Consider the following 26126-nt stretch of genomic DNA (forward strand, 5'->3'; position numbering starts at 1 on the left):
GGATATGAGATTTGACAGAGGACAGCTTTTGATTTATGCAGTGACGGACCGGGCCTGGACCGGGAAGATGAGCCTTTATGACCAGGTGGAGACTGCATTAAAGGGCGGCGCTACCATGGTGCAGATGCGGGAAAAGGGACTCACGGATGAAAACGTGCAGGACTATCTGGAAGAGGCCCGCAGGCTTAGAAGGCTGACGGAACGGTACAATGTGCCCTTTCTCATTGATGATCATGTAAAGCTGGCTCTTCTGTGCGGGGCGGACGGCGTCCATGTGGGACAAAGCGACATGGAAGCCGGACGCGCCAGGGAAATCCTTGGGCCGGATAAGATTCTGGGCGTTACCGCAAAAACCGTGGAGCAGGCGCTGAAAGCCCAGGATCAGGGGGCGGATTATCTGGGAAGCGGGGCCGTATTCGGCACCTCCACCAAGTCAGACGCCCTGCCAATGACCAAGGAACGGCTGGGAGAGATCTGCCGATCCGTTTCCATCCCTGTAGTGGCCATCGGGGGCATTTGCCTGGAAAATATTGAAAAATTACAGGGCAGCCAGGTGGCCGGTGCAGCGATCGTGTCCGGTATTTTCGGCGCCAGGGATATCGAAGCTACCACCCGGCAGCTCCGGAAAAAAATGGAAAAATGTTTGTAAAAACAGTTGACAGATCAAAAAAGACTGATTATAATGACCTCATCAAAAATAATGACAGAAACCGTTGAGCAGGAGTAAGTAGGATCATACCCTTAAGCGCAGAGAGCTTCCGGCTGGTGTAAGGAAGCGTTAAGATAGGATCTGAATGGACCTGTGAGGGCAGTCAGAAACCGGAGAACCGGGAGTATGGACTGACGGTGATCCCGCCGTTACCAGGGAGGACGCATGATGGTGCGTTGCAGAGCGGGCGTATGATTTGGATCCGGCAGTTGTGAAACACAGCATCAGGTTAGAGTTTAACTTGGTGCTTTTTTGTTTTCATTTTCAGGTGAAATGGATCTTTCGCCAACCAGGGTGGTACCGCAGAAGCTTATAGAGGCTTTTGTCCCTGCCGGCTGTAGAGAACAGCGGGTGGAGACAAGGGCCTTTTTTGATGGCAGGAAAGGAGTATGAAGATGATGATTCCCTCATGTGAAGAAATTTTAAAACTGGCAGCTGATTATGACCGGATCCCCATCTGCAGAGAGGTATTTGCAGATATGGTGACTCCCATTACTCTCCTCAGGAGGCTGGCGGAGCGGTCGAAGGAGTATTTTCTTCTGGAGAGCGTGGAAGGCGGGGAGAAATGGGGCAGGTATTCCTTTTTAGGATTTAATCCCATTCTGCGGGTGACCTTAAAAGAAGGACGGATGGTTATTGACAGCCGCACAGAGGAATATCCGTCAAAAACGCTGACAACGGCTGCGCCCTATGAGGAACTGCGGCAGATTCTTAACCGCTTTAAGGCGCCAAAGATTCAGGGGCAGCCGCCCTTTGCAGGGGGATTTGCAGGGTATTTTTCCTACGCCATGATCGGGTACGCGGAGCCGGTGCTGAAAATTTCCAGAGGAAATGGAGCAGATATGGAGCTGATGCTGTTTGATCAGGTGATCGCCTATGATCATCTGAAACAGAAAATCTCTATTGTGATGAATATAAAGACTGGGCGCAGGACAGCCGAACCGTCTTTCCCGTTTGCAGAGTATTTAATGGAAGAATATGGAAATGCCTGCCGCAGGATCCAGGAGACCATAGCCCTGATCCGGGATCAGACGCCGCCTGCTCCTCAGAGCGCAGGCCGGGCATCCGCATTTTCCTGCAATGTGTCGAAAGAGGAATACTGCCGCATGGTAGAGAAAACCAGGGAATATATCAGGGACGGAGATATTTTCCAGGCCGTGATATCACGGCAGTTTACGGCCTCCTTTGAGGGCAGTCTCTTAAACGCCTACCGGGTGCTGCGGACCACAAATCCATCCCCCTATATGGTGTATATGAATCTGGGAGAGACGGAGATCATCAGCGCGTCGCCGGAAACGCTGGTGCGGTTAAAGGACGGACGTCTTATCACCTTTCCGGTAGCGGGTTCCAGGCCCAGAGGCAATTCCCCGTCAGAGGATGAGGCGCTGGAGACGGAGCTGCTGGCGGATGAAAAGGAACTGGCAGAGCACAATATGCTGGTGGATCTTGGGAGAAATGACATTGGCAGAATCTCCTCATTCGGTACCGTAGAGGTTACGCAGTATCAGATGATCCACAAATATTCCCGGATCATGCATATATGCTCCCAGGTGGAGGGAAAGATTGGCGAGGGCTGCGACGGCTGCTCCGCCGTGGAGGCCCTGCTTCCGGCAGGAACCTTATCGGGAGCACCAAAGATTCGGGCCTGCCAGATTATTGAAGAGCTGGAGCAGGTTCCCAGAGGCATATACGGCGGAGCGCTGGGATATCTGGATCTGACCGGCAATATGGATACCTGTATCGCCATTCGCATGGCTGTAAAGGAGAATGGCTCCGTTACTGTTCAGGCCGGAGGCGGGATTGTGGCGGACAGCGTGCCGGAGCGGGAATATGAGGAATCCGAAAATAAGGCCGGGGCAGTGATGCAGGCTATCATGTACGCAGGGGAGGCGGATGATATATGATCCTTTTGATTGATAATTATGACAGCTTTTCTTATAACCTGGTTCAGATGATCGGGAGCATCCGGCCGGATATCCGTGTGGTGCGAAACGACAGGATCACCATAGGAGAGATCCGTACCATGGCTCCCGATCATTTGATCCTGTCTCCAGGACCGGGATATCCCGGGGATGCGGGGATCCTGGAGGACGCGGTGCGGGAATTAAAGGAAGAAATCCCTATACTGGGTGTGTGTCTGGGCCATCAGGGAATCTGCGAAGCCTTCGGCGGAACCATTACCCATGCAAAGCGGCTGATGCACGGCAAGCAGAGCCGGATTCGGGTGGAGTCCGGGGAAAATGGAACCTGTCCTTTGTTTAGAGGGCTTACTCATGAGATCATGGCGGCAAGATATCACTCGCTGATTGCTGATCCAGGGTCTCTTCCTAAGGAACTGGAGGTCACAGCAAGGGACTGTGAGGCCGGTGAGATCATGGCAGTGCAGCATAAAGCATATCCGGTGTACGGTCTGCAGTTTCACCCGGAATCCATATTGACGCCGGATGGAAGGAAAATACTGAAAAATTTCCTGGAAATTGGGAACTAGAGCAGGACAGAAAGGGGTATTTATATGATTCAGAACGCGATTCATCACCTGGTAGAGGGAAAGAACCTGGATTTTAAAATGACAAGAAAGGTAATGGATGAGATAATGAGCGGAGAAGCCACCCAGGCTCAGATATCCTCATTTCTCACCGCTCTCCGAATAAAAGGAGAAACCATCGACGAGATCACCGCCTGCGCTCAGGTGATGCGGGATAAGGCGCTGTGTCTGAGGCCGCCGTTTCCGGTTATGGACATCGTAGGCACCGGAGGCGACGAGGCCGGCACCTTTAATATCTCCACTACCAGCGCCTTTGTGGCGGCTGCGGGAGGGATTCGGGTGGCAAAACACGGAAACCGCAGCGTATCCAGCAAAAGCGGGGCGGCAGATGTGCTGGAGTGTCTGGGGGTGCGGCTGGATCTTACCCCAGAGCAGGCAGAGGCAGTACTGGAGCAGACCGGAATGTGCTTTCTCTTTGCCCCGGCCTATCATTCCTCTATGAAATATGCAGCCCCTGTCCGCAGGGAGATCGGCATCCGCAGTATTTTTAATATTCTTGGCCCTCTTTCTAACCCTGCAAACGCTTCCATGCAGCTTTTGGGCGTGTACAGCAGAAAGCTGGTGCAGCCGCTGGCCCAGGTGCTGGCAAATCTGGGAGTAACACGCGGCATGGCAGTATGCGGGGGCGACGGCCTGGATGAAGCTACGCTCACTGGTCCAACCCATGTATGTGAGATCCGTTTTGGAGAACTGACCAGCTATGATATTACACCAAAAGAGCTTGGATTGTCCCCCTGTGCTCCTGAGGATTTAAAGGGAGGCACGCCAGAGGAGAATGCACAGATCACAAGGGATATACTTTCAGGAACGCTCACCGGCCCGAAGAAAGATGTGGTAGTGCTGAATTCAGCCCTAAGTCTGTACCTGGGAACAGATCACTGTACGGTCAGAGACTGCATCAGGACGGCCAGGGAACTGATAGAATCCGGCGCGGCATTCCAAAAAATGGAAGAGTTTGCAGCGGCGTCAAGAATGGCTGCGGGAGAGGAAAAGGGAACAGATGATGCAGGATGAAATGACAGGGCTTTATTGTGATGGTACAGAAAAAACGCGTAGCCTGCGGCCTTCCTGTAAAATCAAGATCTGCGGCTTGAGCCGTCCTGAAGATATCCGGGCTGCAAACCGTATTCTGCCGGACTACATTGGCTTTGTTTTTGCCGAAAGTTCCCGTCGGATTACCGTGTCTCAGGCAGTGCGGCTGAAAGCGGCTCTGGATCCGCGGATCAGAGCCGTGGGGGTTTTTGTAAATGCACCCATAAATCTGATTTTGTCCCTGGCGGCGGAGGCACATGGCGTTTCTGCCGGGCCGGTGATTGATCTGATCCAGCTTCATGGGGATGAGGATGCTTCCTACATCCGGGAGCTTAAATCCAAAACACGCCTTCCCGTCATTAAGGCGGTCCGTGTCCGCACCTTCCGTGATATAGAATCAGCACAGTCTCTTCCCTGCGACTATCTTCTGTATGACACCTGGACTAAAGATACCTATGGCGGAAGCGGCAGCCAATTTGACTGGAGCCTTATCCCCCCAGACACCCGGCCCTTTTTCCTGGCCGGAGGAATCACCCTCCAGACCATTCCCCGCGCCGTTTCCTCCGGCGCCTGCTGCATCGACATCAGCAGCGCCGTGGAGACGGAGGGGAGAAAGGATGAGAGGAAGATGAGGGAGGCAGTCGGGACAGTGAGAGAGCAATAAGATCTTTTATTAAAAATCTTTTATTATAAAATGAACCAATCTCCCCTTAAATGCCTCTATATAACAGGTGCACCAAAATACAGCAATGAATCAGCTCTGTATTGCCGCGGCGATATATTGGATGCAGGACTGAGCAATAAGGAGGAACAGCCATGGAGGAACAGTGGGCCGCAGGTCTGGCGCGCAGGATGATATCGGGGGACCGGGATGCCTTTGATGAGCTGATGAAACAGTTTTACCCGGGACTTTTGCGGGCGGCTTATCTCATAGCGGGAAATCGGGCGGACAGTGAAGATATCGTTCAGGAGACCTTTGCTGCCTGCTGGGCCGGACGTATGAGGATCCGGGATCCTGAGCATATCGGAAAATGGCTCTACAAGACCATGACCAGAGAAGCATGGCGGACGGGCAGACGGGGCAGGAGAGAGCAGCCCGTGGAGGAAGTGTTTTCAGAGGATACGCCCTCTGGGTACTCGGTTCTGGACGAAGTGGTAAGCGCTTCCGGAAAACAGGAGCTTTTAAAGGCCATCGCCGCCCTTCCGGTAAAGCAGCGCACGGTACTGGTGCTTTACTATTACAACGATATGTCCGCAAAGGAAATCGCGTCCGTTATGGGCTGTCTTGAAGGAACGGTAAAATCCCGGCTGTTTACAGCCAGGAAGAATCTGAAAACAGCGCTGATGGCCAGGGATGCCATGGGAGAGGAGGCACTTTTATGAGGCAGCTTACAGACAGAGAAAACGAGATACTGGAGCGCACCTTGAGGGAAACGCTCAAAGAGCGGGCCAATGCCTTAAAGACCGGGCCTGAGGACGCAGAGCGTATGTGCAGAGCAGTAAATCAGAGGATAGAGGAGGAAGGTTCTATGAGGAGAAGATGGAATATAAGCAAAACAGCAGCAGTAACGGCAGCCATCTGTATCATTGGCGCCATGACAGCAGTAGCGGCGGGAAAGGCAACCATGTCTTATTCATTTTCCAGCCATGATGATGAATTTACCCAGTACAGCCAGCTGACAGCGGCGGAAAATGAGATAGGCTTTGACGTAAAGGCGCCGGAAACATTTTCAAACGGCTACCGCTTTGTGAGCGGCGTTCCCGTTTACAGCCAGGGACAGGACGAGTCTGGAAATGTAGTGCAGGAGCAGCAGGATCTGTCCCTTACTTATTCAAAGGAAGGACAGAAAGACCTGTATCTGGACGTATCTAAGAGCCCTCTGATGGATAAGGAGAGCGCCTGGGATCAGACCGAGGAGCACGGCGGCATCACCCTTGGCTACAGCAGCAATCATTACCGCATGGTTCCCCCGGACTATGAGATGACGGCTGAGGAGATCGCTAAGTCGGAAGCGGGAGACCTGATGATTGCCTACGGTTCAGATAAGATCACAGACCAGACCCTTCAGAGTCTTTCCTGGGAGGACAACGGACATTTATATACCCTGTTTGGCTTTGATACGGGACTGTCCCCGGAGGACTTTTATCAGATGGCCGGGGAGATCATTGATGGGAAATAACCCTGGTGCAGGCATCTACAAAGGCTGTGAATAATCCCATGGCAGCAGGATCTTTTTGCCAGAGATATTCCGGATGCCACTGGACGCCTAAAAAGAAGGGATAATCCGGTTTCTCAAGAGCCTCAATGATCCCGTCAGAGGCCCAGCCTGTGGCAGTCAGTCCCGGAGCCGGCTGGCGGACGGCCTGATGGTGGCAGCTGTTTACGCCGATGCGTTCCAGCCCGCCGCAGGCCTTTGCCAAAAGGCTTCCCTTTTTCACCTTTACATGGTGAGAGGGTGTGGTATAGTAAAAGGGCTGCTGGTGGGCCACAGGAAAATCCTGTTCCCTCTGGCTGGGAATATCCTGGTAAATCGTTCCCCCTAAAGCTACATTTAAAAGCTGGATTCCCCGGCAGATGCCAAATACAGGCCGTTTAAGCTCCATGGCCGCATGGAGCAGCCGGATTTCCATGGAATCCCTGGCCGGGGATACATTTTTGCAGGCGGGATGTGTCTCTTCCCCCAATAAAAAGGGGTGCAGATCCGGGCCGCCGGAAAAAAGAAAGCCGCTGCACATGGCCGCCAGCTGTCTCCAGTCCTCATCCGTACCCTCCAGGGGAAGCAGGATGGAAAGTCCTCCTGCCGCGGCAATGGCCCGCGGATAACCAGGGCGCAGGCTGGTATCGTTATTTTCTGTATTGTGAGACGGCGTGATGCCAATGATGGGTTTCTGAGAGATCATGTACAACATCCTTTCAGGGACTTTTATTTATGTGGAAGGCCTTGATCTATTCTATGCGGGTCACGGGCCGGATGAGTATATGTAACGATTCAGGCATATGTCAATTCAATATAAAAAAGACCACTGTTTCCTCCGCCGTACAGCGGGTTTGCAGTGGTCTTTTTATGTAGCTTCAATTAAGCCTCGATAGCGCCTGTAGGACAAGCAGCTGCGCAGGTTCCGCAGTCGATGCAAGCGTCAGCGTCGATTACATACTTGCCGTCTCCCTCAGAGATTGCATTTACTGGACATTCGCCAGCACAGCTTCCGCAGCTTACGCAAGCGTCAGTAATTACGTGTGCCATGATCAAAGTACCTCCTTTATTATTGTATACATTGTCTTTATATTCTATACTAAAATCCCTAATTATTCAAGAGGAAAATCGTTCCTTAACAGAATACTGATGTATAAATTCAAGAGCAAGGTTCATTGACATTCCTGCATATACCGCCTACAATGAAGCCAGACACAAAGCAAAAGGGAATTTTGGGGAGGCGTAAGGATGAAACTGGAGCTGCTGGAATGCTTAAGGCTGGTGACAGACAGCTATAACGTGGATGTTAGAATCTGCTCTCTGGGGGAGCAGAAACAGGAGCAGGGGGAAAACGATCCCGCCGGCTCCCGGTTTTTAAGCCAGGGACTTAAGAAACTGAGCCGGGATAAGGAGGGCGGCGTCCTCTATGTGATCTGCGATTCCTTTGATGAGGAATACTGTATGTTCCGCCTGCCAAAAGACCAGGCTGCCGTCATCGGGCCCTACCGCCAGAAAAAGCTGGAGTGGCATCATCTGAGCGAAGCCATGAGAAAACGGAGCATCCCGGCATCCGTGTTAGAGGAACTGGAAACCTGGTACAACTCCATGCCCGTGATCCGGGATTATGAAGCCTGGATGAACCTGATTTCATCCATCTGCCGTACCTTCCACAATACCGAAAAGACAACGGTTCATTTCATAGAATCCGAGCTGGAAACATGGGAGGACAGCAAATGGACCAAAGAACAGCAGGAGGAAGAGGCTGTTTCCATGAAGCTGATCGAAGAACGGTATAAGAGGGAGCGAGATCTGATGAATGCCATTTCTACAGGAAATATAGAAGAAGGCTTTCGTGCTCTTTCCGGTCTTGGGCGGTATAAGATTTCCAGAAGATACATGGATGTATACAGAGACCACAGAAACCTGCTGATTACGCTAAACACCATCTGCCGCAAGGCTGCCGAGTTCGGCGGCGTCCATCCCGTTCACATTGACCGTCTTTCTGCCAAGTTTGCAAAGCTGATCGAGACTGTATATACGGCGGAGGATGCAGCCAGAATACGCAGCAGCATGGTAAGAAAATACTCCCTGCTGGTGAACAACTATTCTTTAAAGGGCTATGCGCCCGTGATCCAGAAGGTGATAAATTATATCGATCTTAACCTGTCCGGAGATCTGTCATTGAAGAGCATTTCAGAGAAATTTTCCGTCAGCTCCGGCTATCTTTCAGAGCTTTTCCGCAAGGAGGTGAATTCCACCCTTACTTCTTATGTAAATCAGAAACGGATCCGCCGCGCCATATGGTATCTTAACAGCACCCAGATGCAGATCCAGCAGATCGCCGAGGAGGTAGGGATCGGAGATGTGGCCTACTTTATCAGGATTTTTAAGAAAAGCACAGGAAAAACGCCCAGGGAATACAGAAATATGCTTCACAAAAAAGAGGCCGAGAATTATAAAAATAAGGAAATTCAATAGACAAAAATTCCTGACTGACCCTTGTTTTTTACTATTTTTACCGTAAAAAATCCTAATTGTTTCGGATTATATGTGATAAGCTATGTGCATAGTGAAACAAAATATGTATCTGCTGGATAAGTGTCAGCAGATAAGAGAACGGACAGCAGCACAGATCCAAACATATACAGGAGGAATGAACCATGGGTAAGATTTTTATTTCCGGTTTCGCAGACGAGATCAGCCCTGATTTTGACGAACAGCTCCGTGTCGTCACGGAACTGGGCATGAAGTACATATCCCTGCGGACTGCAGACAAAAAGGGAATTGCCGACTATACAGCAGAGGAGGTCAGCGAAAAGCTTCTTCCAAGGCTGGAAAAAGCAGGAGTGAAGGTGTCCTCCCTGGGCTCTCCGATTGGAAAGATCCAGATTGATGACGAAGAGGCATTTGAGACGCAGCTTGGCCAGTTAGAAGAACTGTGCCGGATCTGCAGGGTATTAGACTGCCGCTACATCCGTATGTTCAGCTTCTATATGCCGGAAGGCTCTGATCCCGACAGCTATCGTGAGACTGTAATCGAAAAGCTGAAAAAGTTCGATGCCATTGCCGCTTCACACGGCGTTGTGCTGATCCATGAAAATGAAAAAGATATCTACGGAGATACCGGAGCGCGCTGCAGGATTATTTTAGACACCCTGGGAAGCCCTCATTTTAAAGCGGCATTCGACTTTGCGAACTTTGTACAGTGCGGCGAGGATCCTGAAGTCTGCTGGGAGCTGCTTCACGACCATGTGGCCTATATCCACATCAAAGACGCCGTATCCTCCAATCGGGAAAACGTAGTCTGCGGCACAGGAGAAGGAAAGATCCGCTTTCTGTTAGACCGGGCTGTTAACAGAGAAAATTATGAGGGATTCCTTACATTAGAGCCTCATCTGGTAATTTTTGACGCGCTCCAGTCCTTAGAGACGGAGTCTACAGAGAACATCATCCGGGAAAATAAGGCAAAAGACGGAGCTGAAGGCTACGCCATGCAGTATCGTGCGCTCACCAAAATCCTGGATGAGATCGGAGTATCGTACAAAACGGAAGCATAAACATATCATTCATTCAGCGAAAGGAGAAATAGAAACATGGATAAGATCAGATACGGCTTAATCGGAATCGGCGCACAGGGCGGTGCTTACGCAGGATTTTTAACAGGGAAGGGAGGATTCCCAGGTATGCCGGCGCCAGAGTGCCCGCCCCACTGCGCATTAGGCGCGCTTTGCGATATCGATCCTGCAAAGGAGGCTATGTGCAGAGAGAAGTATCCGGAGATTCCATTTTTTACAGACTGGAAGGAAATGGTAGAATCAGGCACTGTTGACGCTGTGATCACCACAGTTCCCCACTACCTCCATACAGAGATTGCCATTTACTGCCTGGAGCACGGTATGAACGTGCTGGTAGAAAAGCCGGCAGGCGTATATGCAAAGGATGTTCACCGCATGAATGACTGCGCGGCAGCTCATCCTGACGTAGCCTTCGGCATTATGTTCAATCAGCGTACCAATGTACTTTATCAGAAGATCAGAGAACTGATTGCTTCCGGTGAACTGGGACAGATCCGCCGTTCCAACTGGATCATCAATTCCTGGTGGAGACCGGACAGCTATTACCGCCAGAGTGACTGGAGAGCTACCTGGGGCGGTGAAGGAGGAGGCGTTTTAGTTAATCAGGCGCCGCACCAGCTGGATCTCTGGCAGTGGATCTGCGGCGTTCCAAGCAAGGTATATGCAAAGTGCCTTTACGGCTGCCACAGAGAGATCGTGGTGGAAAATGACGTTACTGTTGTGACGGAATATCCAAACGGCGCTACAGGAAGCTTTATTACCTGTACCCATGATCCCATCGGAACCGACCGCCTTGAGATCGACTTAGAGGGTGGAAAGATCGTAGTGGAGGGCAGCAAGACAGCTACCGTTTACCGCTTAAACAAGAATGAAGATGAGTTAAACGCCACCATGTCCATGATGGAGCTTGCAAAGATTACATCCGGAAATTCCGCTGGCGGCGAAGGCTTATATACCACAGAGACTTTTGAAAATACAGATGGATGGGGCGTACAGCATACCACTGTTATGGAGAATTTTGCCTGCCATATCCTGGAGGGAACCCCTCTGCTGGCTCCCGGATCTGACGGCATCAACGGCGTAAGACTGGCAAATGCAATCCTTCTGTCCGACTGGCTGGGCAGGGAAGTAGATATGCCTGTAGATGAGGATGTATATCTGTCAGAGCTAAACAAGAAGATTGCAGAAGAAGGCAAATTCCCCACAAGATAGGAGCGCTCAGGGAAACCGGATACCGGGGGATCAGCAAAAAATGCCGGGATTACAGAAAAGGAGATGGAGAAAGACAGATGAAACGGGCAGCGATCATCGGAATGGGAGATATTTACCCCATCCATATGGCAGCGATCCAGGCAGATCCGCAGATCATACTCTGCGCCGTCTGCGACAGTGACGAAGCAAAGGAAGCTCAGGCTCCTCAGGGAGTGCCATTTTACAGGGACTATAAGGAGATGATCCGGGCGGAGAAACCGGACTGTGTTCATATATGTCTTCCCCATTACCTGCATTACCCGGTAGCGAAAGAAGCGGCGGGCATGGGTGTCCACGTATTCTGCGAAAAGCCCATGGCAGTCAGCACAGCCGAGGCGGAGGCATTTTCCAGACTGGAAATGGACTACCCAAAGCTCCAGATCGGAATCTGCCTCCAGAACCGGAGAAATGAAACGGTAGAGCTGTTAAAAACATTCATAGACAGCAAGGAATATGGATCTGTTACCGGTATCCGGGGAAATGTGCCGTGGTACAGGCCGAAGGAGTATTATGACTGTAAGCCCTGGAGAGGCCGATGGGAGACCGCAGGAAGCGGCTGTATGATGAACCAGGCCATACACACGTTGGATCTGCTCTCCTATCTGGGAGGAAAGATCAGGGGTGTCAGGGCCACTGTCAGTCAGATTTTAGATTATGGTATTGAGGTGGAGGATACAGTCAGTGCCAGTCTGGATTATGAAAATGGAGCCAGGGGACTTTTTATGGCCACCAACGCCAATTTTAAAAATGAACCGGTGCAGATCGTAGTTCAGATGGAGAAGGGCGAGTTCCGTATTTATGACAATATTTTATATCAGGTTATGGAGGATGGAACGGTCAAAAAGCTGGCGGAGGATCGGAAAATGCCTGGAACCAAGTTTTATTACGGCGCCAGCCATCAGAAGCTGATCAGTGAGTTTTATCACTCTCTGGAAACAGGAGAACGCAGCTATGTAAGCGCAAAGGACGGGGAGATGAGCATCCGTCTGATCTGCGGGATCCTGAGAGCAGGAGAGACAGGAGCCTATATTTCGTTATAAAGGAGAGCTAAAGACATGAAAAAAGGGTTAATCGGTATTCAGATGAGTACCATCAAATCAAAAATCGATGAACTGGGAGCATATGGAACACTGAAGGCCTGCGCAGAACTGGGATATCACTGTGTAGAGGTTTCCCAGATCCCCATGACAAAGGAAAATGTAGAGGGCATGAAGAAGGCCTGCGATGAGTTCGGCATCAAGATTGCCGCCTGCAGCGCATCCTTAGAGCCTATGATGGAGGGGATGCCGGGAGAGTACCTGGTCAGCGATTTTGATAAGATCGTAGCAGACTGTAAAGCAGTAGACTGTGATATGCTGCGCATCGGTATGCTTCCCATGACCTGTATGGGCAGCCGGGAAAAGGCCATCGATTTTGTAAAAAGGGCAGACGAGATGGCAGCGCGTTTAAAGGAGCACGGCATTGACCTGTACTATCACAACCATCATGTAGAGTTTGTAAAATACGACGGAGAGTATTTGCTGGATATTATCAAGGACAATACAAAGCATATGGGATTTGAGCTGGATATTCACTGGATCCAGAGAGGCGGCGAAAACCCGGTAGAGTTTATCCGCAAGTATGACGGACGGATCCGTCTCCTTCATTTAAAGGATTACCGTATCGCGGAGGTAAAACTTCCGGAGGGGCCGTTTGATCCTAAGAAGTTCATGGAGGCATTTACCTCAAATGTACAGTTTGCGGAGGTAGGAGAGGGAAATCTTCCCATTAAAGCCTGTATTGAGGCCGGCCTGGCAGGCGGAAGTGAATACTTCCTCATTGAACAGGATGATACATACGGAAGAGACCCGTTTGAGAGCTTAAAGATCAGCCGTGATAATCTGATTAAGCTGGGATATGAGGATTGGTTCAAACTGGATTAAGTAAAAATACGCTTCACTGGAAGGAACAGGTTAAGTGACCTTGCTGGTGAAGCGTATTTTTTGCCTGTACAGGCTGTTTTTTGGGATGCAGCGATCGGGTTTAGGCCGTCAGTGCCGGCCTGACCGGCTCTCCCTCATTCCCGCGAGGATCACCTGTCTGGCCTTTGCCGCCGCCTCCTTTGACAGAGGGGGAGTGGATTCCAGAGGATAGGGGATCCCCAGGTTTTTATATTTTACCTTTCCCATATCGTGATAGGGGAGCACGTCCAGCGCTTTGATATTGGAACGCGTTCCCAGATACCGGCCCAGACGCAGAAGATATTCCTCCTTATCAGTGATACCAGGAACTACTACATGGCGGATCCATACGGGGATGCCCTTTTGCTCCAGATATGCCTCAAAGGCCATTACCGGCTGCTGAGGCTGGCTGCAGAGCTTTTCGTGCTCGTTGGGGTCAATGTGCTTTATATCAAGGAGCACCAGGTCTGTTACCGCAGTCAGCCTGTCAAACTGCTCCAGAAGGGCCGGGGAATCGGAGCGGAAGGTAATGCCGGAGGTATCGAGGCAGGTGTGGATGCCGCGTTTTTTTGCTTCTGCAAAAAGTTCTGTGACAAAGCCGATCTGCATTAACGGTTCTCCTCCGCTGACCGTAATCCCTCCCTTGGTGTAGAAGTGCTTCATTTTATCATACTGGGCCAAAATCTCATCCACAGAGGTAAGCGTCCCTCCCTTTGGATCCCAGGTGTCGGGATTATGGCAATAGAGACAGCGCATGGGACATCCGCTTAAAAATACCACCATGCGTATTCCCGGTCCGTCTACGGTGCCGCAGCTTTCAATGGAATGTACCCGTCCTGACATAATGAAAACTCCCTTCCTGTTAATTTACCATAAGATCTGCCGCAGCAGCGGGCAGATGTATTTTGGCACCTGCCCGGTCTGCCGTAAAGGCAGATACAGCGTTGGGTTTCTAATTAGATAGAACCGTGGAAGGTTCTGGAGATAACCTCGTCCTGCTGCGCCTTTGTCAGCTTGTTAAAGTTTACTGCGTATCCGGAAACACGCACGGTCAGCTGGGGGTATTTCTCAGGATGAGCCTGGGCGTCTAAAAGGGTTTCTTTGGAAAATACATTAACATTTAAATGGTGTCCGCCCTCGGCGGCATATCCGTCTAACAGGGCTACCAGGTTGTCGATCTGTGCTTCACTTGCTTTTACCATAACTATGTTCCTCGCTTTCTTAGAATAAAATGTGTTTCATTGTGTATCTGAAGCGGTATCTCCCGCTTCTGGCCCTTAAAGGCTGTGTGAATGCCCTTTAAGGGCCGTGGGACTTTTGGCAGTCTATGCGCAGTGGGCATTAGTTCTGGTCATCCAGCCCCTCAAACAGGTTTCCGCCGGTTTCGCAGGCAGCGCAGCCATTCAGCTCCACTTCCAGGTCGCCCATAAATACCTGATCGTCCTTTCCAAGAGCGCCGGGGATGATGGAGAAGGTGTTGGAAATACCATCCTGGGCGTCACGGAAGGGAAGCTTTGCAACCGATGCCAGGGAAGCAACAGCGCCACGGCTGTCTCTGTGGTGCATGGGGTTGGCTCCCGGAGCAAAGGGCTGTCCGGCCTTTCTTCCGTCCGGTGTAGAACCGGTATTCTTTCCATATACCACATTGGAAGTGATGGTCAGGATGGACGTGGTGGGGATACCGCCCCGGTAGGTATGATTGCCCTTGATATAGTTCATGAAAATGTGTACCAGGTCTGCTGCAATCTGATCTACCCGGTCATCGTTGTTTCCATATTTTGGGAAATCTCCCTCTACAATATAATCGGTTACAATACCGTTTTCATTGCGCACGGTTTTTACCTTTGCGTACTTAATGGCAGATAAGGAGTCAGCCACTACAGACAGGCCGGCAATACCGGTAGCAAACCACCGTGTTACCTTCTTGTCATGAAGCGCCATCTGGAGACGCTCGTAGCAGTAGCGGTCATGGTTGTAGTGGATGATATTCAGAGCGTTTACATAGACGCCTGCCAGCCATTTCATCATATCTTTATACCGGTCCATTACCTCATTATAATCCAGGTATTCGCTGGTAATCGGACGGTACTTGGGGCCGATCTGCTTTCCGGAGATCTCGTCCACACCGCCATTGATTGCGTAGAGCAGGCACTTTGCCAGGTTGGCTCTTGCGCCGAAGAACTGCATTTCCTTACCTACACGCATACTGGATACACAGCAGGCAATGGCGTAGTCGTCACCGTGGGTCACGCGCATCAGATCGTCATTTTCGTACTGGATGGAGGAGGACTCGATGGAAGTTTTTGCACAGAAACGCTTAAACGCCTCAGGAAGTCTTGTGGACCACAGTACGGTCAGGTTGGGTTCGGGAGCCGTGCCAAGATTGCTTAAGGTGTGAAGGTAGCGGAAGGACATCTTTGTCACCATATGGCGTCCGTCCAGACCGATGCCTCCGATGGACTCCGTTACCCAGGTGGGATCGCCGGAGAACAGTTCGTTGTACTCAGGAGTGCGGGCAAATTTCACCAGACGCAGTTTCATGATAAAGTGGTCTACAAACTCCTGAATCTGCTCCTCTGTATAGGTGCCTGCCTTCAGATCACGCTCTGCATAAATGTCCAGGAAGGTAGAAGTGCGCCCCAGAGACATAGCCGCGCCGTTCTGCTCCTTTACTGCTGCCAGGTAGCCGAAGTAGAGCCACTGGATTGCTTCTTTTACGTCCTTTGCAGGCTGTGAAATATCAAAGCCGTAGATCTGTCCCAGTTCCTTTAACTCCTCTAAAGCCCGGATCTGCTCGGAAAGCTCCTCACGCTCACGGATTACGTCAGAGTACATAATGGTTCTTGTGGAATCCTTTTCCTCCTTCTTCTCCTGGATCAGTGCATCTACACCGTAGAGGGCTACGCGGCGGTAGTCGCCGATGATGCGTCCGCGGCCGTAAGCATCAGGAAGGCCTGTGATAATGTGGCTGGAGCGGCAGGCTCTCATCTCAGGAGTATAGGCATCGAATACACCTGCGTTATGGGTCTTGCGGTGTTTTGTGAAGAACTCAACAATCTCAGGATCCACCTCATAGCCGTTGTCCTGGCAGGCTTTCATCGCCATGCGGATACCGCCGTAGGGCTGTAAGGAACGCTTAAAAGGCTTATCTGTCTGGAAACCGACAATGGTTTCCTTGTCTTTATTCAGGTATCCGGGTCCATGAGACGTAATAGTGGAAATGACTTTCGTATCCATATCCAGTACGCCGCCGGCCTCCCGCTCCTTTGCGGACAGCTCCATTACCTGGGCCCACAGATCCTCAGTATTCTTTGTGGGTCCTTCAAGAAAGGCATCATCGCCGTCATATGGGGTATAGTTTTTCTGGATGAAGTCGCGGACATTGATCTCGCGCTGCCATACACCCGGTGTAAATGTGTTCCATTCTGTTCTCATGGACGTTTCCTCCTGTAAAATGTGATCGGCTTTCAGATTCCGTTCATATCTGCTTTTAAAACAGGCAGCGGGGAAATCTGTAAAGCATTGGGTTTGGGATACGGTTTAATGGTATCTCATTGGATGAATTAAGTCTACTATAAGCCGGCTGTTTTTTCTGTTGCATTTGCAACGATTTACAGGATATTGTATACTGTATCCGAAAAAATACACAGCTTATATTCATAGAATACTATACCAGAAAATAATGAAAAGGACACAGGAAAATACAGGGCTTGCCAAAAAAAACAAAATGTATTATGCTGATAAAAGCGAATGGAAACGCAAAGAATACTTTTACAGCGAAAGTATGACATATCAAAGGAGGAAAAAATATATGAAGATTGAAAAGACAATGCTCATCGGCGAATTGATCAATATGCATGAGCTGATTCCGCAGATGCTTATGGGTGCTGGTATGCACTGCCTGGGCTGCCCTGCTTCTCAGGCTGAGTCCCTGGAAGAAGCCTGCATGGTTCACGGCATCGACTGCGACACTCTGGTATCTCAGATGAACGAGATCCTGGCTGACAAGTAAGAAAGGGCCGGATAAGAAAAGGGCGCACGAAAGCGCTGGCTGGAAACGATCCGAGAGGACTGCTTTGACATACCGGATGCGGTATGCCTGAGCAGTCCTTCTGCTTTGGCTGTGAACATTATGGCTGATTGATATATTCCGCCGCAAGTTTGTTCGCCTCATATGTGGTTTTCTCTTCGTCCATACGGGTCAGCGTTCCTTCCTTTACAACCACATTTCCATTGACCGCTATATAATCCTCGTTGCTTTTTAATCCGATGGTACAGAGCGCACGTCATTGCCTGTTCATTCCAGGCTTTCGATCTCACAAAAATAGTTTAAGCCCTGTTGGGAATCAGTCTTTTTCAAAATTATAAATGACACGGCAGATATAGTTTAAATCCAGATTCAGCTCATGAATCGTTTTTTCATGTCTATCCATAGAGTATCTCTCTTTCTTCAATTATAGCATGGATTCAGGGAAGATGGCAGTAATGATTTTATGAAAAGGAAACCAGGAGGATGTGCTGCTGATGGGAGGGGGTAATAAACGCTATCCATGTACATCCCAAAGAATGAGAAATTATTATAACAATTATATTTGGGGGTATCAATGTTAATAACTGAAGAATATAACACATAAAAATTGGATATACTGCACAAAAAATGTTTAAAAAGGTGTTAAAAACAGGAAAAGCAGGCTCCAATGGAACCTGCCTGAAAGGGCTGTAAACAGATGCAGCAGAGGTGCATTTCTGGTAAACTGCCCTAAATCAGCTGTAATTTTTTCAGTGCATTTTCCCCGATAACAACCTCATAATGCTCCTTAAAATAAGCTTCGCTGGCGTGATCGCCGGAGAATTTTGAGCCGTATTCGGCTAAGATATTACATACTCTGGAGAAATCGCGGTCATCGGCAGCCCCGCGGTTTAGAACCAGATAATACTGGCGTGTATGGGGTTTTTTGTAAAGGGCATTGGATGCGGTGCAGATGTCTGCCGCTGCCTTTGCGGCTTCAGCAGTCCGATCCAGACTGTCAAAAAGGAAGATGCGGATTGGCTTTCCTACCGGTTTGTCAGAACCGCTTTCAGTCTCCTCGGACGTCGGCCCATGGTCGGGAGCATCACTCATATGCCCGGCCATAAGGCGGCCAATATCCCCTGCTCCTTCCAGAAACTCATCCGGCAGTCCGGAAAGTGCAGGATTTGCCTCTTCTGGTGCAGAGGGAGAGAATCGGGCAAAGCGGGTATCTAATTCCTCTGGATCCTCGATCTTTGTGATCACCAGCATAATGCTTTCAGAAGAAAGAGGGATCGCCTCGACCATCAGCGGAATATCCTCCGCCTCAAATCCCACTTCGCTGGAGGCTCGCTGGATCATTTCGCGAAACAGATTTCTGGCTTTTTCCGTACCGTAGGCAAGTTCAATAATGTTGATATTGCGGGCGCTTAAGTCAAAGCTGGTAAGGGTACATCGTATCTGATTTTCATTGATTCGTTCTATCTTCATCGGATCACTTCCTGTTCTGTATAAAAATGTGTAGACTTCCACAACATAAATATACTACATAACAGGGGAAAATATCAATGTAGATATGAAAAAAATTTAAAGTGGTTATCCTGTCGACCATAGACAAGTTACATAAATGAGAGTAAGATTGCGGCATGAGATGATATTGTAACGAAAGGAGGGGGAAGAAGGAGAGAGGTACTGTTTGGAAAGTATGAATTGATCCGAAAGGCGGGGTCAGGCCGTGCAGGTACAGTCTGGAAGGCCCGTCATCTGGGACTGGACGAGTACCGTGCAGTCAAGTGTGTGCCTAAGTACAAGGTGGATCACGCTGCATTCTGCAGGGAAGCTCTGGTACTTAAGGAACTGAAGCATCCGGGAATCCCCATGGTTTATGACCTGGAGGAGGATGCGGATCATTTTTATCTGATCGAGGAATATCTGGAAGGCCATTCTCTATATGCCCTGATAAAAGATCAGGGTACATTTCAGGAAACGTCGGCAGTTCGGTACGGACTGCAGATCTGTTCTCTTGTTGAATATTTACATCATTCTTGTCATGAACCCATTTTACATTTAGATTTACAACCAAATAACCTGATCATCTGGAACGATACGGTGCGGCTTATTGATTTTGATCATGCGGCGGATCGAATCTGCGCCAATGCCCCAGGAAAGCGTTACGGCACGGAAGGCTGTGCAGCGCCTGAGCAATATACCTCTGACCAGCCCTTAGATGAAAGGACCGATCTTTATGCCATTGGTGCGGTCCTCCGATTCATGGTACAGGGAACCCTGAAGCCGGACGCCGGCAGGAAACCGGAGCTGTCAGACGCCTTTGAGGCGGTGATCGGGAAATGTATGGAGCGGGATATGGACCAGCGGTACAGATCTGTGAAGGAGGTAAAGGAAGCTCTGGAACGGGTTTTGGCTGCAAAACGGTCGGCGGACCGATGGAGCGGGGGAAAGGTCGCAACAGAGCATATGGCAATATCATCTCAGAAAATCGTCCTTGTGGGCAATCGATCCGGAGCAGGGGCAACCCACCTGGGGTTTGGTCTCTGCGCCTATTTAAATGGGCGGGGAATGAGAACCCTCTATGTGGAATGCAACCATTCAAGGGCTGTGAGAAATCTGGCAGAGGCTCTGGGAGGGGCCAGAGCAGATGAAAACGGGATCCTTAAGCTGAAGGGAATCGCCCTTCGGCCCTGGTATGGGTCGGCAGCGGATCTTGGGGAATTAAAGGAGGAGTTTGAAGTTGTTCTGGAAGATTTTGGGACAGACTGGAAAGGGGCGGCACAGGAATTAGAGGGAGACAGCCAGGGCTGTGTTGGCGTTGTTTGTCATAACCTGTGGGAGAGGGAACAGACAGAACGCATGGCAGAGGTATTTTCCGAAGTGAAAACGGATGGAAAAAGGCAGTTTTCTTTGGTGATTGTGCGGCGGGGACCGGGCAAGGGGAAGCGGGAACGAAAAAGAATTTTCCCGGAAACTGCGATGTTTGCAAGCCCCGCATATGAGGATCCTTTCTGCCTGGACAGGGAAACGGAAGGATTCTTAAAAGCAGTGTGGAAAAAGGTTTCAGAGCAGATGGAAGGAGATTTGGATGCTGCTCCAAATAGGACAGTAAGCCCAAGGAGGAGATGGCTGTGGCGGTGAATGTACAGAGAACCCGTATTACAGGGATCATCGGAGCGGGAAGGGCCACGGGAGCTACCCACCTGACCTTGTGGAGCGCTAATTATCTGTCCGGCTGCTGTCAGAAAAGGACAGCAGTGGTGGAGTGGAGCGGGCACAACAGTCTGATTCGGTTAAAAGCTGGGCCGGAGGGAAAGAAAGCAGAGGAGGCGAAAGCGTTTCGGATTCTGGATGTGGACTATTATCCTCAGGGGGAAAAGGAAGCTTTGGCGTCCTGTATCCGGTCCGGCTATGAAGAGATCCTTATTGACTTTGGCCCCATGAGACCGCAGATCCGGCCAGAGTGGTTCCGGTGCTCAAACAGGATCCTTACCGCGGCCCTGTCAGAATGGAAACTGAATGCATTTCTGGGATTTCTTACAGAAGAGGAAACGCTGGGAGAAGGATGGAGCTGTATGGCTGCCTTTGGCAGCGAGACCATAAGAAGAGAGATTGAGAAACAGTTTCGTATTCCTCTCAGAAGAATCCCACTTTCAGCAGATGCGTTTCTGGTGGACAGGAGGGCCATGGAGTGGTTTGCAGATGTATTTGACAAAAGATAAGAAGAGCAGAAGCCTTTTTCAAGGGAAGTGGTATGTCACGTTTTACCTCCAGGGGAGAAAAGGGCTTCTGTCGGGAGGTTTACATTTATGTATAAAGAGCAGACAGAGGTTAAAAGGCAGCAGATGAATTACCTGGATGGCCTCAGACGTTTTAAAGACAAGGGAGTAGCCGTGCTGGTAGACGGAATTGAGTGTCTGGAAGAGGAGTGGAATCGTATCTTTGAGACAGGAGAGGACGGCGGCTTTTATATGGGGGATTTTATCTGTTCGGAACAGGGCAGATTAAAAGAAATACGCTTTGACCGCGTCTACCTGACTGCTCCCGGAAAAATAGGAAGATAAACGAATAAGATTTTTCTTCTGATGGGAATGCCGTTTTAAAACTGCTGTTATCAGGATGGGATGCCGTTCTGGCCTGCAAGCAGACGGTGGAGTTTAAAACGGCATTTTCCTATTTTTATTCCTCTTTCCTGTGATTCTATGGTAGAATAGAAAATATATCAGAGTGTTCCGGCTTATCCTGTGAAGATGGGGGAAGGAAAGAGCCTGGGAGCACGTCACACAGGATCGGAGGATAAAAATGAGGAGCAGAAGAAGAAAGAAGCGCGCTGTGGCCCCTCTCCTTTTGACAGTGTTTGCGTTGCTGCTGCTTGCAGGAGCACTGGCAGGCTTTGTCATCGGAAGGCGGTATATGCCTGGAAAGGAACTGGCGGATAAGGCAGAATTATTCCAGGTCAGGGGCGATGAGGTGGCAATTATTTTAAATAATGAGCTTCAGGATGAAAAGGGAATTTATGAGGACGGGCAGGTGTATCTTCCGGTAAGCTGGGTGAATAAGGCTGTCAATGAAAGATTCTACTGGGATCAGACGGAACAGCTTTTAGTATATACACTTCCAGAGGAGATCGTCTATGCCGATGAGAATACAATGGGAGAAGCGGGCCCTCTTTTAAAGATAAAGGATAAAGAGGCCTACCTGTCTCTGGGACTTGTGATGAATTATTCCGACATCCGTCAGCAGTCCTTTGACACCAGCCAGATCAAAAGGGTGTTTATTGATACGCTCTGGGAGCCGATGCAGACGGCCAGGATCCGCAGAAAGGGAATTTTGCGGGAAAAAGGCGGAATTAAAAGCAATATTATCACTGAGCTTTCAAAAGACAGCATGGTACAGGTTTTAGAGCCCATGGAGCGGTGGTCAAAGGTGCGGACGGAGGATGGATATATAGGTTATATTAAAAACAGCCGTCTGGGAAAGCTTCAGGAGACAACGCCTGTGAGCGAATTTAAAGCTCCTGTATATACAAGCATTTCCATGGATGAAAAGGTGCGTCTGGGCTTTCATCAGGTGACGAAAAAGGAAGCAAATTCTACTCTGGAAAAGTATGCCAAAGTGGCAAAAGGAATGAATGTTATCGTTCCTACCTGGTTTAATGTGACGGGAAATGACGGAACCTATACCTCCCTTGCAAGCAAAGACTATGTGGATCAGGCTCACGCAATGGGGCTTAAGGTATGGGCTATGGTGGAAAATGTGAGCACCAGGGAAAGTGTACAAAAGCTGGATACAAAGGAACTGATGTCTGTAACCAGCAAACGGAAAAAACTGATTGAAAACCTGATGAAGGAAGCGGATACCTACGGCTTTGACGGCTTTAACCTGGATTTTGAGAGTCTTAAGTCAGAGGCCGGCCCACATTACGTCCAGTTTATCCGTGAAATGTCGGTTGCCTGCCGCAAACGGGGACTGGTGCTGTCCGTGGATAACTATGTGCCTTCAGCTTATACTGCATTTTATAATCGTAAGGAACAGGGAATTGTGGCTGATTACGTGATTGTTATGGGCTACGACGAGCACTATGCGGGAGGAGAGCCGGGACCTGTGGCTTCTATTTCTTATGTAAAAAACGGGATTGCGGATACATTGAAAGAGGTGCCGAAGGAAAAAGTGATTAACAGTGTTCCCTTTTATACAAGAGTCTGGACGGAGAAGGATGGGAAAACCACTTCAAAGGCCTACGGAATTCGGGATGCAAAAAAGTGGGTGGAGGAAAATGGAGTGGAGCTTGAATGGCAGGATGAACTGGGAGTATATTATGGACAGGTTTCCGGGGAAAACGGTACTCAGTCTATCTGGATGGAGGAGGAAAAGTCCCTGGGGCTTAAGATTGACCAGATAAGGGAGTATAACCTGGCGGGAGTTGCCTGCTGGAAACTGGGATTTGAGGACAGCAATATCTGGGATATTGTGTCTCAGGTACAGTAAACAGGAAGAGAAAGCTGTATAAGCGTCATTCACATTCATGTGAATAGGTTGGGGGAAATGATAATATACTGAATTAAAGGGTGTGAAAATGGCTGCTGCGGCAGCCGGGAGTTTTGCAGCATGAAACAGTGGACGTGGCAGACCGTAATGGGGTTTTTGCTGCTGGGGGCCGTAACCCTTCTTTCCTGGCAGGCGGGCTCTCTGGCAGCATCCGGGGTACTGACGGTTCAGAGTCGGGAGGGAACAGCTGAGACAGCCCGTCCGGTAGTGGTGATTGATCCTGGACATGGAGGTAAGGATCCGGGAAAGGTTGGGGTGAATGGTCAGCTGGAAAAGGATATCAACCTGTCCATTGCACTGCGCCTAAAGAATTATCTGGAGTATTCAGATGTAACGGCCGTTCTTACGAGAGAAGAAGATACGGGACTGTCCCCGGCCGGAGGCCGCTATAAGAAGATGTCTGATATGAAAAAACGATGCCAGATTATAGAAGAGGCGAAACCGGATCTGGTAGTGAGCATCCACCAGAACAGCTATCATGAAAACTCCATCTTTGGGGGGCAGGTATTTTACTACAAAACTTCCCAGAAGGGCAAGGTGCTGGCACAGATCCTGCAGAAACGGTTTGATTACGTTCTGGGTTCAGCAAACCGCCGTCAGGCAAAGGCCAATGATAATTATTATCTTCTTCTTCATGTAAAGGAACCAATTGTAATCGTAGAATGCGGTTTTTTAAGTAATCCGTCAGAAGCTGCAAATCTGCAGACGGAAGAATACCAGGATCGGATGGCTTGGACGATCCATATGGGAATTATGGAGTACCTGAATAAAGAGAGAGCGTAAGGTTATCTTTGTATGTACGCAAAAAAGAACTTACAAAAGCCATAGAAACAGGTTATAATATCCGGGAAAAAATAAAAACAGGCGCATGACGCAGCGAGATCATACATACAGCAGGATCGCAGCGAGTCAGAGCAGGAAGCGGATACCCCGCATCCCTTATCTTTGACCCGCAGCGCCTGCTGTTTTTTATATAACGCAGCTGATACGCCGAAGGAGGAATTATGCCGCAAAATAAGAAAGAAAGTCTGATTTACACTGTCCTTATGTGCTTTGTGATGGTGCTTTGGATGAGTATGTACAATGTCGCCCTTCATATGGGTGGATTCAGCGCAGAGTCGGTGAGAGAGGGATGGATGGGCTTCCCTCTGGCTTATATCTGCGCGCTCTGTCTTGACTGGTTTGTGGTGTCCGGCCCCGCCAAAGCAGCAGCTTTTCGGTTTTTCGCAGACCGCGACAGCAGCCCGTCAAGAAAGGTAATCGCTGTGTCCTGCTGCATGGTGGTTCCCATGGTCATTTTCATGTCTCTGTATGGCGGTCTGGAAATGTGTATAGTTACCGGTCAATGGAGGCTGCTGCCCCTTGTATGGCTCACCAATATTCCGAAAAACTTTGTAATGGCTCTGCCTTTTCAGCTGCTGGTGGCCGGGCCCGTTGTCAGAACCATATTCCGCCGGGCATTTCCTGTGGGGACGATTGTATGAGAGCAGATGAGGGCCGTTTATGGCCCTTTATTCATTTCTCAGGCAGCCCTTTAATATGTCTGCCTCTCACTGCAGTCCCGAAATTTTATTTCCCAGTCCTCTGATACCATCTGGTCTGGTACTGTCCATTGCGGGGAGCGGGATTCGGTAGAGATCTGCGCGGGTAAGAAATGCGGACGGCCGGAACGTGGCGCGGTTTCTGAAGCAGAGCAGCCGAATGCAGGAGACGGGGTGCAGCAGCCGGCTTTCGGGGAAACAGGAAAGGATTGACAGATATGTTTGCTGCGGTTAAACTGGGTGAGGCTATACAAAAATCCGCCGCCGGCAAGAAGGGATAACACTTTGTAACCCTCTGAGCGGAAAAATACCCCCATACCTGGGGGAAGGGAGGAAGAAGAGTGAGATGATACAGAAGAAAAATGAAACTTTGGGGACAATCATGGCGGTCTGCGGGGGGATATGCTGGGGATTTTCCGGCTGCTGCGGCCAGTTCCTGTTTGAGGCAAAGGGAGCTAAGGCGCCATGGCTGGTATCCTTGCGGCTGCTTTTTGCAGGACTTATTATGATTGCGGTTGGCTTTAGCCTACATGGCAGGCGAAATATGGACATATTGAAGAAAAAGGCAGATACCCTGCGCCTTCTGCTTTTTGCCTTTTGCGGCATCAGCCTGTGCCAGTTTACCTATTTTATGGCTATTGAAGCGTCTAATGCGGGAACGGCCACGGTTCTGCAGTATCTATCGCCGGTACTTATTCTTCTGGTTGTCTGCTTTCGGGAAAAGCGTTATCCCGGATGGCTGGAACTGGCGGCCATCTTTTTATCCCTCCTCGGTACCTTTGTGCTCGGTACCCATGGAAATATCCATACCTTCTACATCACGGGAAATGCCCTGTTCTGGGGGCTGGCTGCTGCGGTCAGCTCCGTTCTTTACAATATGATCCCTGGAAGCCTGATCCTGCGCTATGATATCTATCAGGTCCTGGGATTTGGTATGTTTTTCGGGGGAGTCCTTATGTGTGTTCTGTTCCGCCCCTGGGAATATGAACTTATATGGGATACTGAAACCGGAGCCGCTCTCATCAGCGTTATTGTGATTGGAACGGCTGTTGCCTTTGGCCTTTACCTTCAGGGAGTTTCCATGATCGGCCCGCTAAAAGGAAGTATACTGGCAAGTGTAGAACCGCTGTCCGCAGTAATTATTTCCGTTTTCTGGCTGGGAACATCCTTTGCGCCGGCGGATTTTCTGGGGTTTGGGATGATTCTTGGGGCGGTGCTTATGCTGACAGCGGCTCAGGGAAAAATGTCTGATCCCATATAAAAAGGTTCCGA

Annotated in this window: 26 protein-coding genes; 20 read left to right on the forward strand and 6 right to left on the reverse strand. The window is 49.8% G+C overall.

Annotation, left to right across the window (positions count from 1 at the left end; all coding sequences use genetic code 11):
• The first annotated feature begins 4 nt into the window (after positions 1 to 4).
• From thiE to HW447_RS10850, 7 genes are all read left to right on the forward strand, one after another.
• On the forward strand, positions 5 to 649 hold the full coding sequence (gene thiE, locus HW447_RS10820) for a thiamine phosphate synthase (protein ID WP_176255278.1): 645 nt from the start codon (positions 5 to 7) through the stop codon (positions 647 to 649).
• Between the two features lie 455 nt (positions 650 to 1104).
• Entirely contained in the window at positions 1105 to 2613 is a 1509-nt protein-coding gene (locus HW447_RS10825; protein WP_176255279.1) for an anthranilate synthase component I family protein, read from the forward strand.
• Entirely contained in the window at positions 2610 to 3197 is a 588-nt protein-coding gene (locus HW447_RS10830; RefSeq protein ID WP_176255280.1) for an anthranilate synthase component II, read from the forward strand. The genes HW447_RS10825 and HW447_RS10830 overlap by 4 nt, the downstream gene beginning before the upstream one ends.
• Positions 3198 to 3221: 24 nt before the next feature.
• The gene (trpD, locus tag HW447_RS10835) at positions 3222 to 4268 is read left to right on the forward strand and encodes an anthranilate phosphoribosyltransferase (protein ID WP_176255281.1); all 1047 of its coding nucleotides are present in this window, start codon (positions 3222 to 3224) and stop codon (positions 4266 to 4268) included.
• 1 nt (position 4269) lies between these two features.
• Complete coding sequence (locus HW447_RS10840; RefSeq protein ID WP_176255342.1) at positions 4270 to 4950, forward strand: phosphoribosylanthranilate isomerase; 681 nt, start codon at positions 4270 to 4272, stop codon at positions 4948 to 4950.
• 152 nt (positions 4951 to 5102) lie between these two features.
• A complete protein-coding gene (locus HW447_RS10845; RefSeq protein WP_176255282.1) occupies positions 5103 to 5669 on the forward strand; it encodes an RNA polymerase sigma factor in 567 nt (188 codons plus the stop codon).
• Positions 5666 to 6466 (forward strand): hypothetical protein, encoded by an 801-nt coding sequence (locus HW447_RS10850; protein WP_176255283.1) that lies wholly within the window; start codon positions 5666 to 5668, stop codon positions 6464 to 6466. The genes HW447_RS10845 and HW447_RS10850 overlap by 4 nt, the downstream gene beginning before the upstream one ends.
• On the opposite strand, the gene HW447_RS10855 is transcribed toward HW447_RS10850, so the two are convergent.
• Complete coding sequence (locus HW447_RS10855) at positions 6450 to 7187, reverse strand: gamma-glutamyl-gamma-aminobutyrate hydrolase family protein (protein ID WP_243176275.1); 738 nt, start codon at positions 7185 to 7187, stop codon at positions 6450 to 6452. The two genes, HW447_RS10850 and HW447_RS10855, sit on opposite strands and share 17 nt — an antisense overlap.
• 176 nt (positions 7188 to 7363) lie before the next feature.
• Complete coding sequence (locus HW447_RS10860) at positions 7364 to 7531, reverse strand: DUF362 domain-containing protein (protein WP_176255285.1); 168 nt, start codon at positions 7529 to 7531, stop codon at positions 7364 to 7366.
• A gap of 198 nt (positions 7532 to 7729) precedes the next feature.
• On the opposite strand from HW447_RS10860, the gene HW447_RS10865 reads away from it, so the two are divergent.
• From HW447_RS10865 to HW447_RS10885, 5 genes are all read left to right on the forward strand, one after another.
• Positions 7730 to 8959 carry a helix-turn-helix domain-containing protein gene (locus HW447_RS10865; RefSeq protein ID WP_176255286.1) on the forward strand — a complete coding sequence of 410 codons (1230 nt, stop codon included), beginning with the start codon at positions 7730 to 7732 and terminating at the stop codon, positions 8957 to 8959.
• Between the two features lie 182 nt (positions 8960 to 9141).
• Positions 9142 to 10038, forward strand: a complete 897-nt coding sequence (locus HW447_RS10870; RefSeq protein WP_176255287.1) for a sugar phosphate isomerase/epimerase family protein — start codon at positions 9142 to 9144, stop codon at positions 10036 to 10038.
• Between the two features lie 36 nt (positions 10039 to 10074).
• Positions 10075 to 11268, forward strand: coding sequence for a Gfo/Idh/MocA family protein (locus HW447_RS10875; protein WP_176255288.1), 1194 nt, complete (start codon positions 10075 to 10077; stop codon positions 11266 to 11268).
• Positions 11269 to 11345: 77 nt separating this feature from the next.
• Positions 11346 to 12347 carry a Gfo/Idh/MocA family protein gene (locus HW447_RS10880; RefSeq protein WP_176255289.1) on the forward strand — a complete coding sequence of 334 codons (1002 nt, stop codon included), beginning with the start codon at positions 11346 to 11348 and terminating at the stop codon, positions 12345 to 12347.
• A gap of 15 nt (positions 12348 to 12362) precedes the next feature.
• Positions 12363 to 13229: a sugar phosphate isomerase/epimerase family protein gene (locus HW447_RS10885; RefSeq protein ID WP_176255290.1), complete on the forward strand. Its 867-nt coding sequence runs from the start codon at positions 12363 to 12365 to the stop codon at positions 13227 to 13229.
• 108 nt (positions 13230 to 13337) lie between these two features.
• Here the strand turns inward: HW447_RS10885 and pflA are convergent, their stop codons facing one another.
• The 3 genes from pflA to pflB all read right to left on the reverse strand — a co-directional run bounded on the left by pflA (position 13338) and on the right by pflB (position 16682).
• Positions 13338 to 14090 carry a pyruvate formate-lyase-activating protein gene (gene pflA / locus HW447_RS10890; protein WP_176255291.1) on the reverse strand — a complete coding sequence of 251 codons (753 nt, stop codon included), beginning with the start codon at positions 14088 to 14090 and terminating at the stop codon, positions 13338 to 13340.
• Positions 14091 to 14203: 113 nt separating this feature from the next.
• Positions 14204 to 14449, reverse strand: a complete 246-nt coding sequence (grcA3, locus tag HW447_RS10895; protein WP_176255292.1) for an autonomous glycyl radical cofactor GrcA3 — start codon at positions 14447 to 14449, stop codon at positions 14204 to 14206.
• Between the two features lie 139 nt (positions 14450 to 14588).
• Positions 14589 to 16682: a formate C-acetyltransferase gene (pflB, locus tag HW447_RS10900; RefSeq protein WP_176255293.1), complete on the reverse strand. Its 2094-nt coding sequence runs from the start codon at positions 16680 to 16682 to the stop codon at positions 14589 to 14591.
• 376 nt (positions 16683 to 17058) lie between these two features.
• On the opposite strand from pflB, the gene HW447_RS10905 reads away from it, so the two are divergent.
• Positions 17059 to 17259, forward strand: coding sequence for a DUF1858 domain-containing protein (locus tag HW447_RS10905; RefSeq protein ID WP_176255294.1), 201 nt, complete (start codon positions 17059 to 17061; stop codon positions 17257 to 17259).
• 747 nt (positions 17260 to 18006) lie between these two features.
• Here the strand turns inward: HW447_RS10905 and HW447_RS10910 are convergent.
• Positions 18007 to 18747: an adaptor protein MecA gene (locus HW447_RS10910; RefSeq protein WP_176255295.1), complete on the reverse strand. Its 741-nt coding sequence runs from the start codon at positions 18745 to 18747 to the stop codon at positions 18007 to 18009.
• A 219-nt stretch (positions 18748 to 18966) separates the two neighbouring features.
• Here HW447_RS10910 and HW447_RS10915 point away from each other — a divergent pair, with 219 nt between their 5' ends.
• The 7 genes from HW447_RS10915 (at position 18967) to HW447_RS10945 (ending at position 26115) form a co-directional block, all read left to right on the forward strand.
• On the forward strand, positions 18967 to 20406 hold the full coding sequence (locus HW447_RS10915) for a serine/threonine protein kinase (RefSeq protein WP_176255296.1): 1440 nt from the start codon (positions 18967 to 18969) through the stop codon (positions 20404 to 20406).
• Entirely contained in the window at positions 20397 to 20987 is a 591-nt protein-coding gene (locus HW447_RS10920; protein WP_243176276.1) for a hypothetical protein, read from the forward strand. The genes HW447_RS10915 and HW447_RS10920 overlap by 10 nt, the downstream gene beginning before the upstream one ends.
• Positions 20988 to 21074: 87 nt before the next feature.
• On the forward strand, positions 21075 to 21329 hold the full coding sequence (locus HW447_RS10925) for a hypothetical protein (RefSeq protein WP_176255297.1): 255 nt from the start codon (positions 21075 to 21077) through the stop codon (positions 21327 to 21329).
• 238 nt (positions 21330 to 21567) lie between these two features.
• Positions 21568 to 23253 (forward strand): glycosyl hydrolase family 18 protein, encoded by a 1686-nt coding sequence (locus HW447_RS10930; RefSeq protein WP_176255298.1) that lies wholly within the window; start codon positions 21568 to 21570, stop codon positions 23251 to 23253.
• A gap of 120 nt (positions 23254 to 23373) precedes the next feature.
• On the forward strand, positions 23374 to 24096 hold the full coding sequence (locus tag HW447_RS10935; RefSeq protein WP_176255299.1) for an N-acetylmuramoyl-L-alanine amidase: 723 nt from the start codon (positions 23374 to 23376) through the stop codon (positions 24094 to 24096).
• Positions 24097 to 24317: 221 nt separating this feature from the next.
• Positions 24318 to 24797, forward strand: a complete 480-nt coding sequence (locus tag HW447_RS10940) for a DUF2798 domain-containing protein (RefSeq protein WP_176255300.1) — start codon at positions 24318 to 24320, stop codon at positions 24795 to 24797.
• A gap of 439 nt (positions 24798 to 25236) precedes the next feature.
• Positions 25237 to 26115 (forward strand): DMT family transporter, encoded by an 879-nt coding sequence (locus tag HW447_RS10945; protein WP_176255344.1) that lies wholly within the window; start codon positions 25237 to 25239, stop codon positions 26113 to 26115.
• Positions 26116 to 26126: the final 11 nt, after the last annotated feature.

Origin of the sequence: Enterocloster alcoholdehydrogenati (genome assembly GCF_013282095.1) — a bacterium.
GTDB classification, from domain to species: domain Bacteria; phylum Bacillota; class Clostridia; order Lachnospirales; family Lachnospiraceae; genus Enterocloster; species Enterocloster alcoholdehydrogenati.

What these genes read in the sequence shown, in the direction of transcription:
- thiE (WP_176255278.1), top strand. Translation starts at nt 5, where the DNA reads ATGAGATTTGACAGAGGACAGCTTTTGATTTATGCAGTGACGGACCGG.
- HW447_RS10825 (WP_176255279.1), top strand. Translation starts at nt 1,105, where the DNA reads ATGATGATTCCCTCATGTGAAGAAATTTTAAAACTGGCAGCTGATTAT.
- HW447_RS10830 (WP_176255280.1), top strand. Translation starts at nt 2,610, where the DNA reads ATGATCCTTTTGATTGATAATTATGACAGCTTTTCTTATAACCTGGTT.
- trpD (WP_176255281.1), top strand. Translation starts at nt 3,222, where the DNA reads ATGATTCAGAACGCGATTCATCACCTGGTAGAGGGAAAGAACCTGGAT.
- HW447_RS10840 (WP_176255342.1), top strand. Translation starts at nt 4,270, where the DNA reads ATGACAGGGCTTTATTGTGATGGTACAGAAAAAACGCGTAGCCTGCGG.
- HW447_RS10845 (WP_176255282.1), top strand. Translation starts at nt 5,103, where the DNA reads ATGGAGGAACAGTGGGCCGCAGGTCTGGCGCGCAGGATGATATCGGGG.
- HW447_RS10850 (WP_176255283.1), top strand. Translation starts at nt 5,666, where the DNA reads ATGAGGCAGCTTACAGACAGAGAAAACGAGATACTGGAGCGCACCTTG.
- HW447_RS10855 (WP_243176275.1), bottom strand. Translation starts at nt 7,187, where the DNA reads ATGATCTCTCAGAAACCCATCATTGGCATCACGCCGTCTCACAATACA.
- HW447_RS10860 (WP_176255285.1), bottom strand. Translation starts at nt 7,531, where the DNA reads ATGGCACACGTAATTACTGACGCTTGCGTAAGCTGCGGAAGCTGTGCT.
- HW447_RS10865 (WP_176255286.1), top strand. Translation starts at nt 7,730, where the DNA reads ATGAAACTGGAGCTGCTGGAATGCTTAAGGCTGGTGACAGACAGCTAT.
- HW447_RS10870 (WP_176255287.1), top strand. Translation starts at nt 9,142, where the DNA reads ATGGGTAAGATTTTTATTTCCGGTTTCGCAGACGAGATCAGCCCTGAT.
- HW447_RS10875 (WP_176255288.1), top strand. Translation starts at nt 10,075, where the DNA reads ATGGATAAGATCAGATACGGCTTAATCGGAATCGGCGCACAGGGCGGT.
- HW447_RS10880 (WP_176255289.1), top strand. Translation starts at nt 11,346, where the DNA reads ATGAAACGGGCAGCGATCATCGGAATGGGAGATATTTACCCCATCCAT.
- HW447_RS10885 (WP_176255290.1), top strand. Translation starts at nt 12,363, where the DNA reads ATGAAAAAAGGGTTAATCGGTATTCAGATGAGTACCATCAAATCAAAA.
- pflA (WP_176255291.1), bottom strand. Translation starts at nt 14,090, where the DNA reads ATGTCAGGACGGGTACATTCCATTGAAAGCTGCGGCACCGTAGACGGA.
- grcA3 (WP_176255292.1), bottom strand. Translation starts at nt 14,449, where the DNA reads ATGGTAAAAGCAAGTGAAGCACAGATCGACAACCTGGTAGCCCTGTTA.
- pflB (WP_176255293.1), bottom strand. Translation starts at nt 16,682, where the DNA reads ATGAGAACAGAATGGAACACATTTACACCGGGTGTATGGCAGCGCGAG.
- HW447_RS10905 (WP_176255294.1), top strand. Translation starts at nt 17,059, where the DNA reads ATGAAGATTGAAAAGACAATGCTCATCGGCGAATTGATCAATATGCAT.
- HW447_RS10910 (WP_176255295.1), bottom strand. Translation starts at nt 18,747, where the DNA reads ATGAAGATAGAACGAATCAATGAAAATCAGATACGATGTACCCTTACC.
- HW447_RS10925 (WP_176255297.1), top strand. Translation starts at nt 21,075, where the DNA reads ATGTATAAAGAGCAGACAGAGGTTAAAAGGCAGCAGATGAATTACCTG.
- HW447_RS10930 (WP_176255298.1), top strand. Translation starts at nt 21,568, where the DNA reads ATGAGGAGCAGAAGAAGAAAGAAGCGCGCTGTGGCCCCTCTCCTTTTG.
- HW447_RS10935 (WP_176255299.1), top strand. Translation starts at nt 23,374, where the DNA reads ATGAAACAGTGGACGTGGCAGACCGTAATGGGGTTTTTGCTGCTGGGG.
- HW447_RS10940 (WP_176255300.1), top strand. Translation starts at nt 24,318, where the DNA reads ATGCCGCAAAATAAGAAAGAAAGTCTGATTTACACTGTCCTTATGTGC.
- HW447_RS10945 (WP_176255344.1), top strand. Translation starts at nt 25,237, where the DNA reads ATGGCGGTCTGCGGGGGGATATGCTGGGGATTTTCCGGCTGCTGCGGC.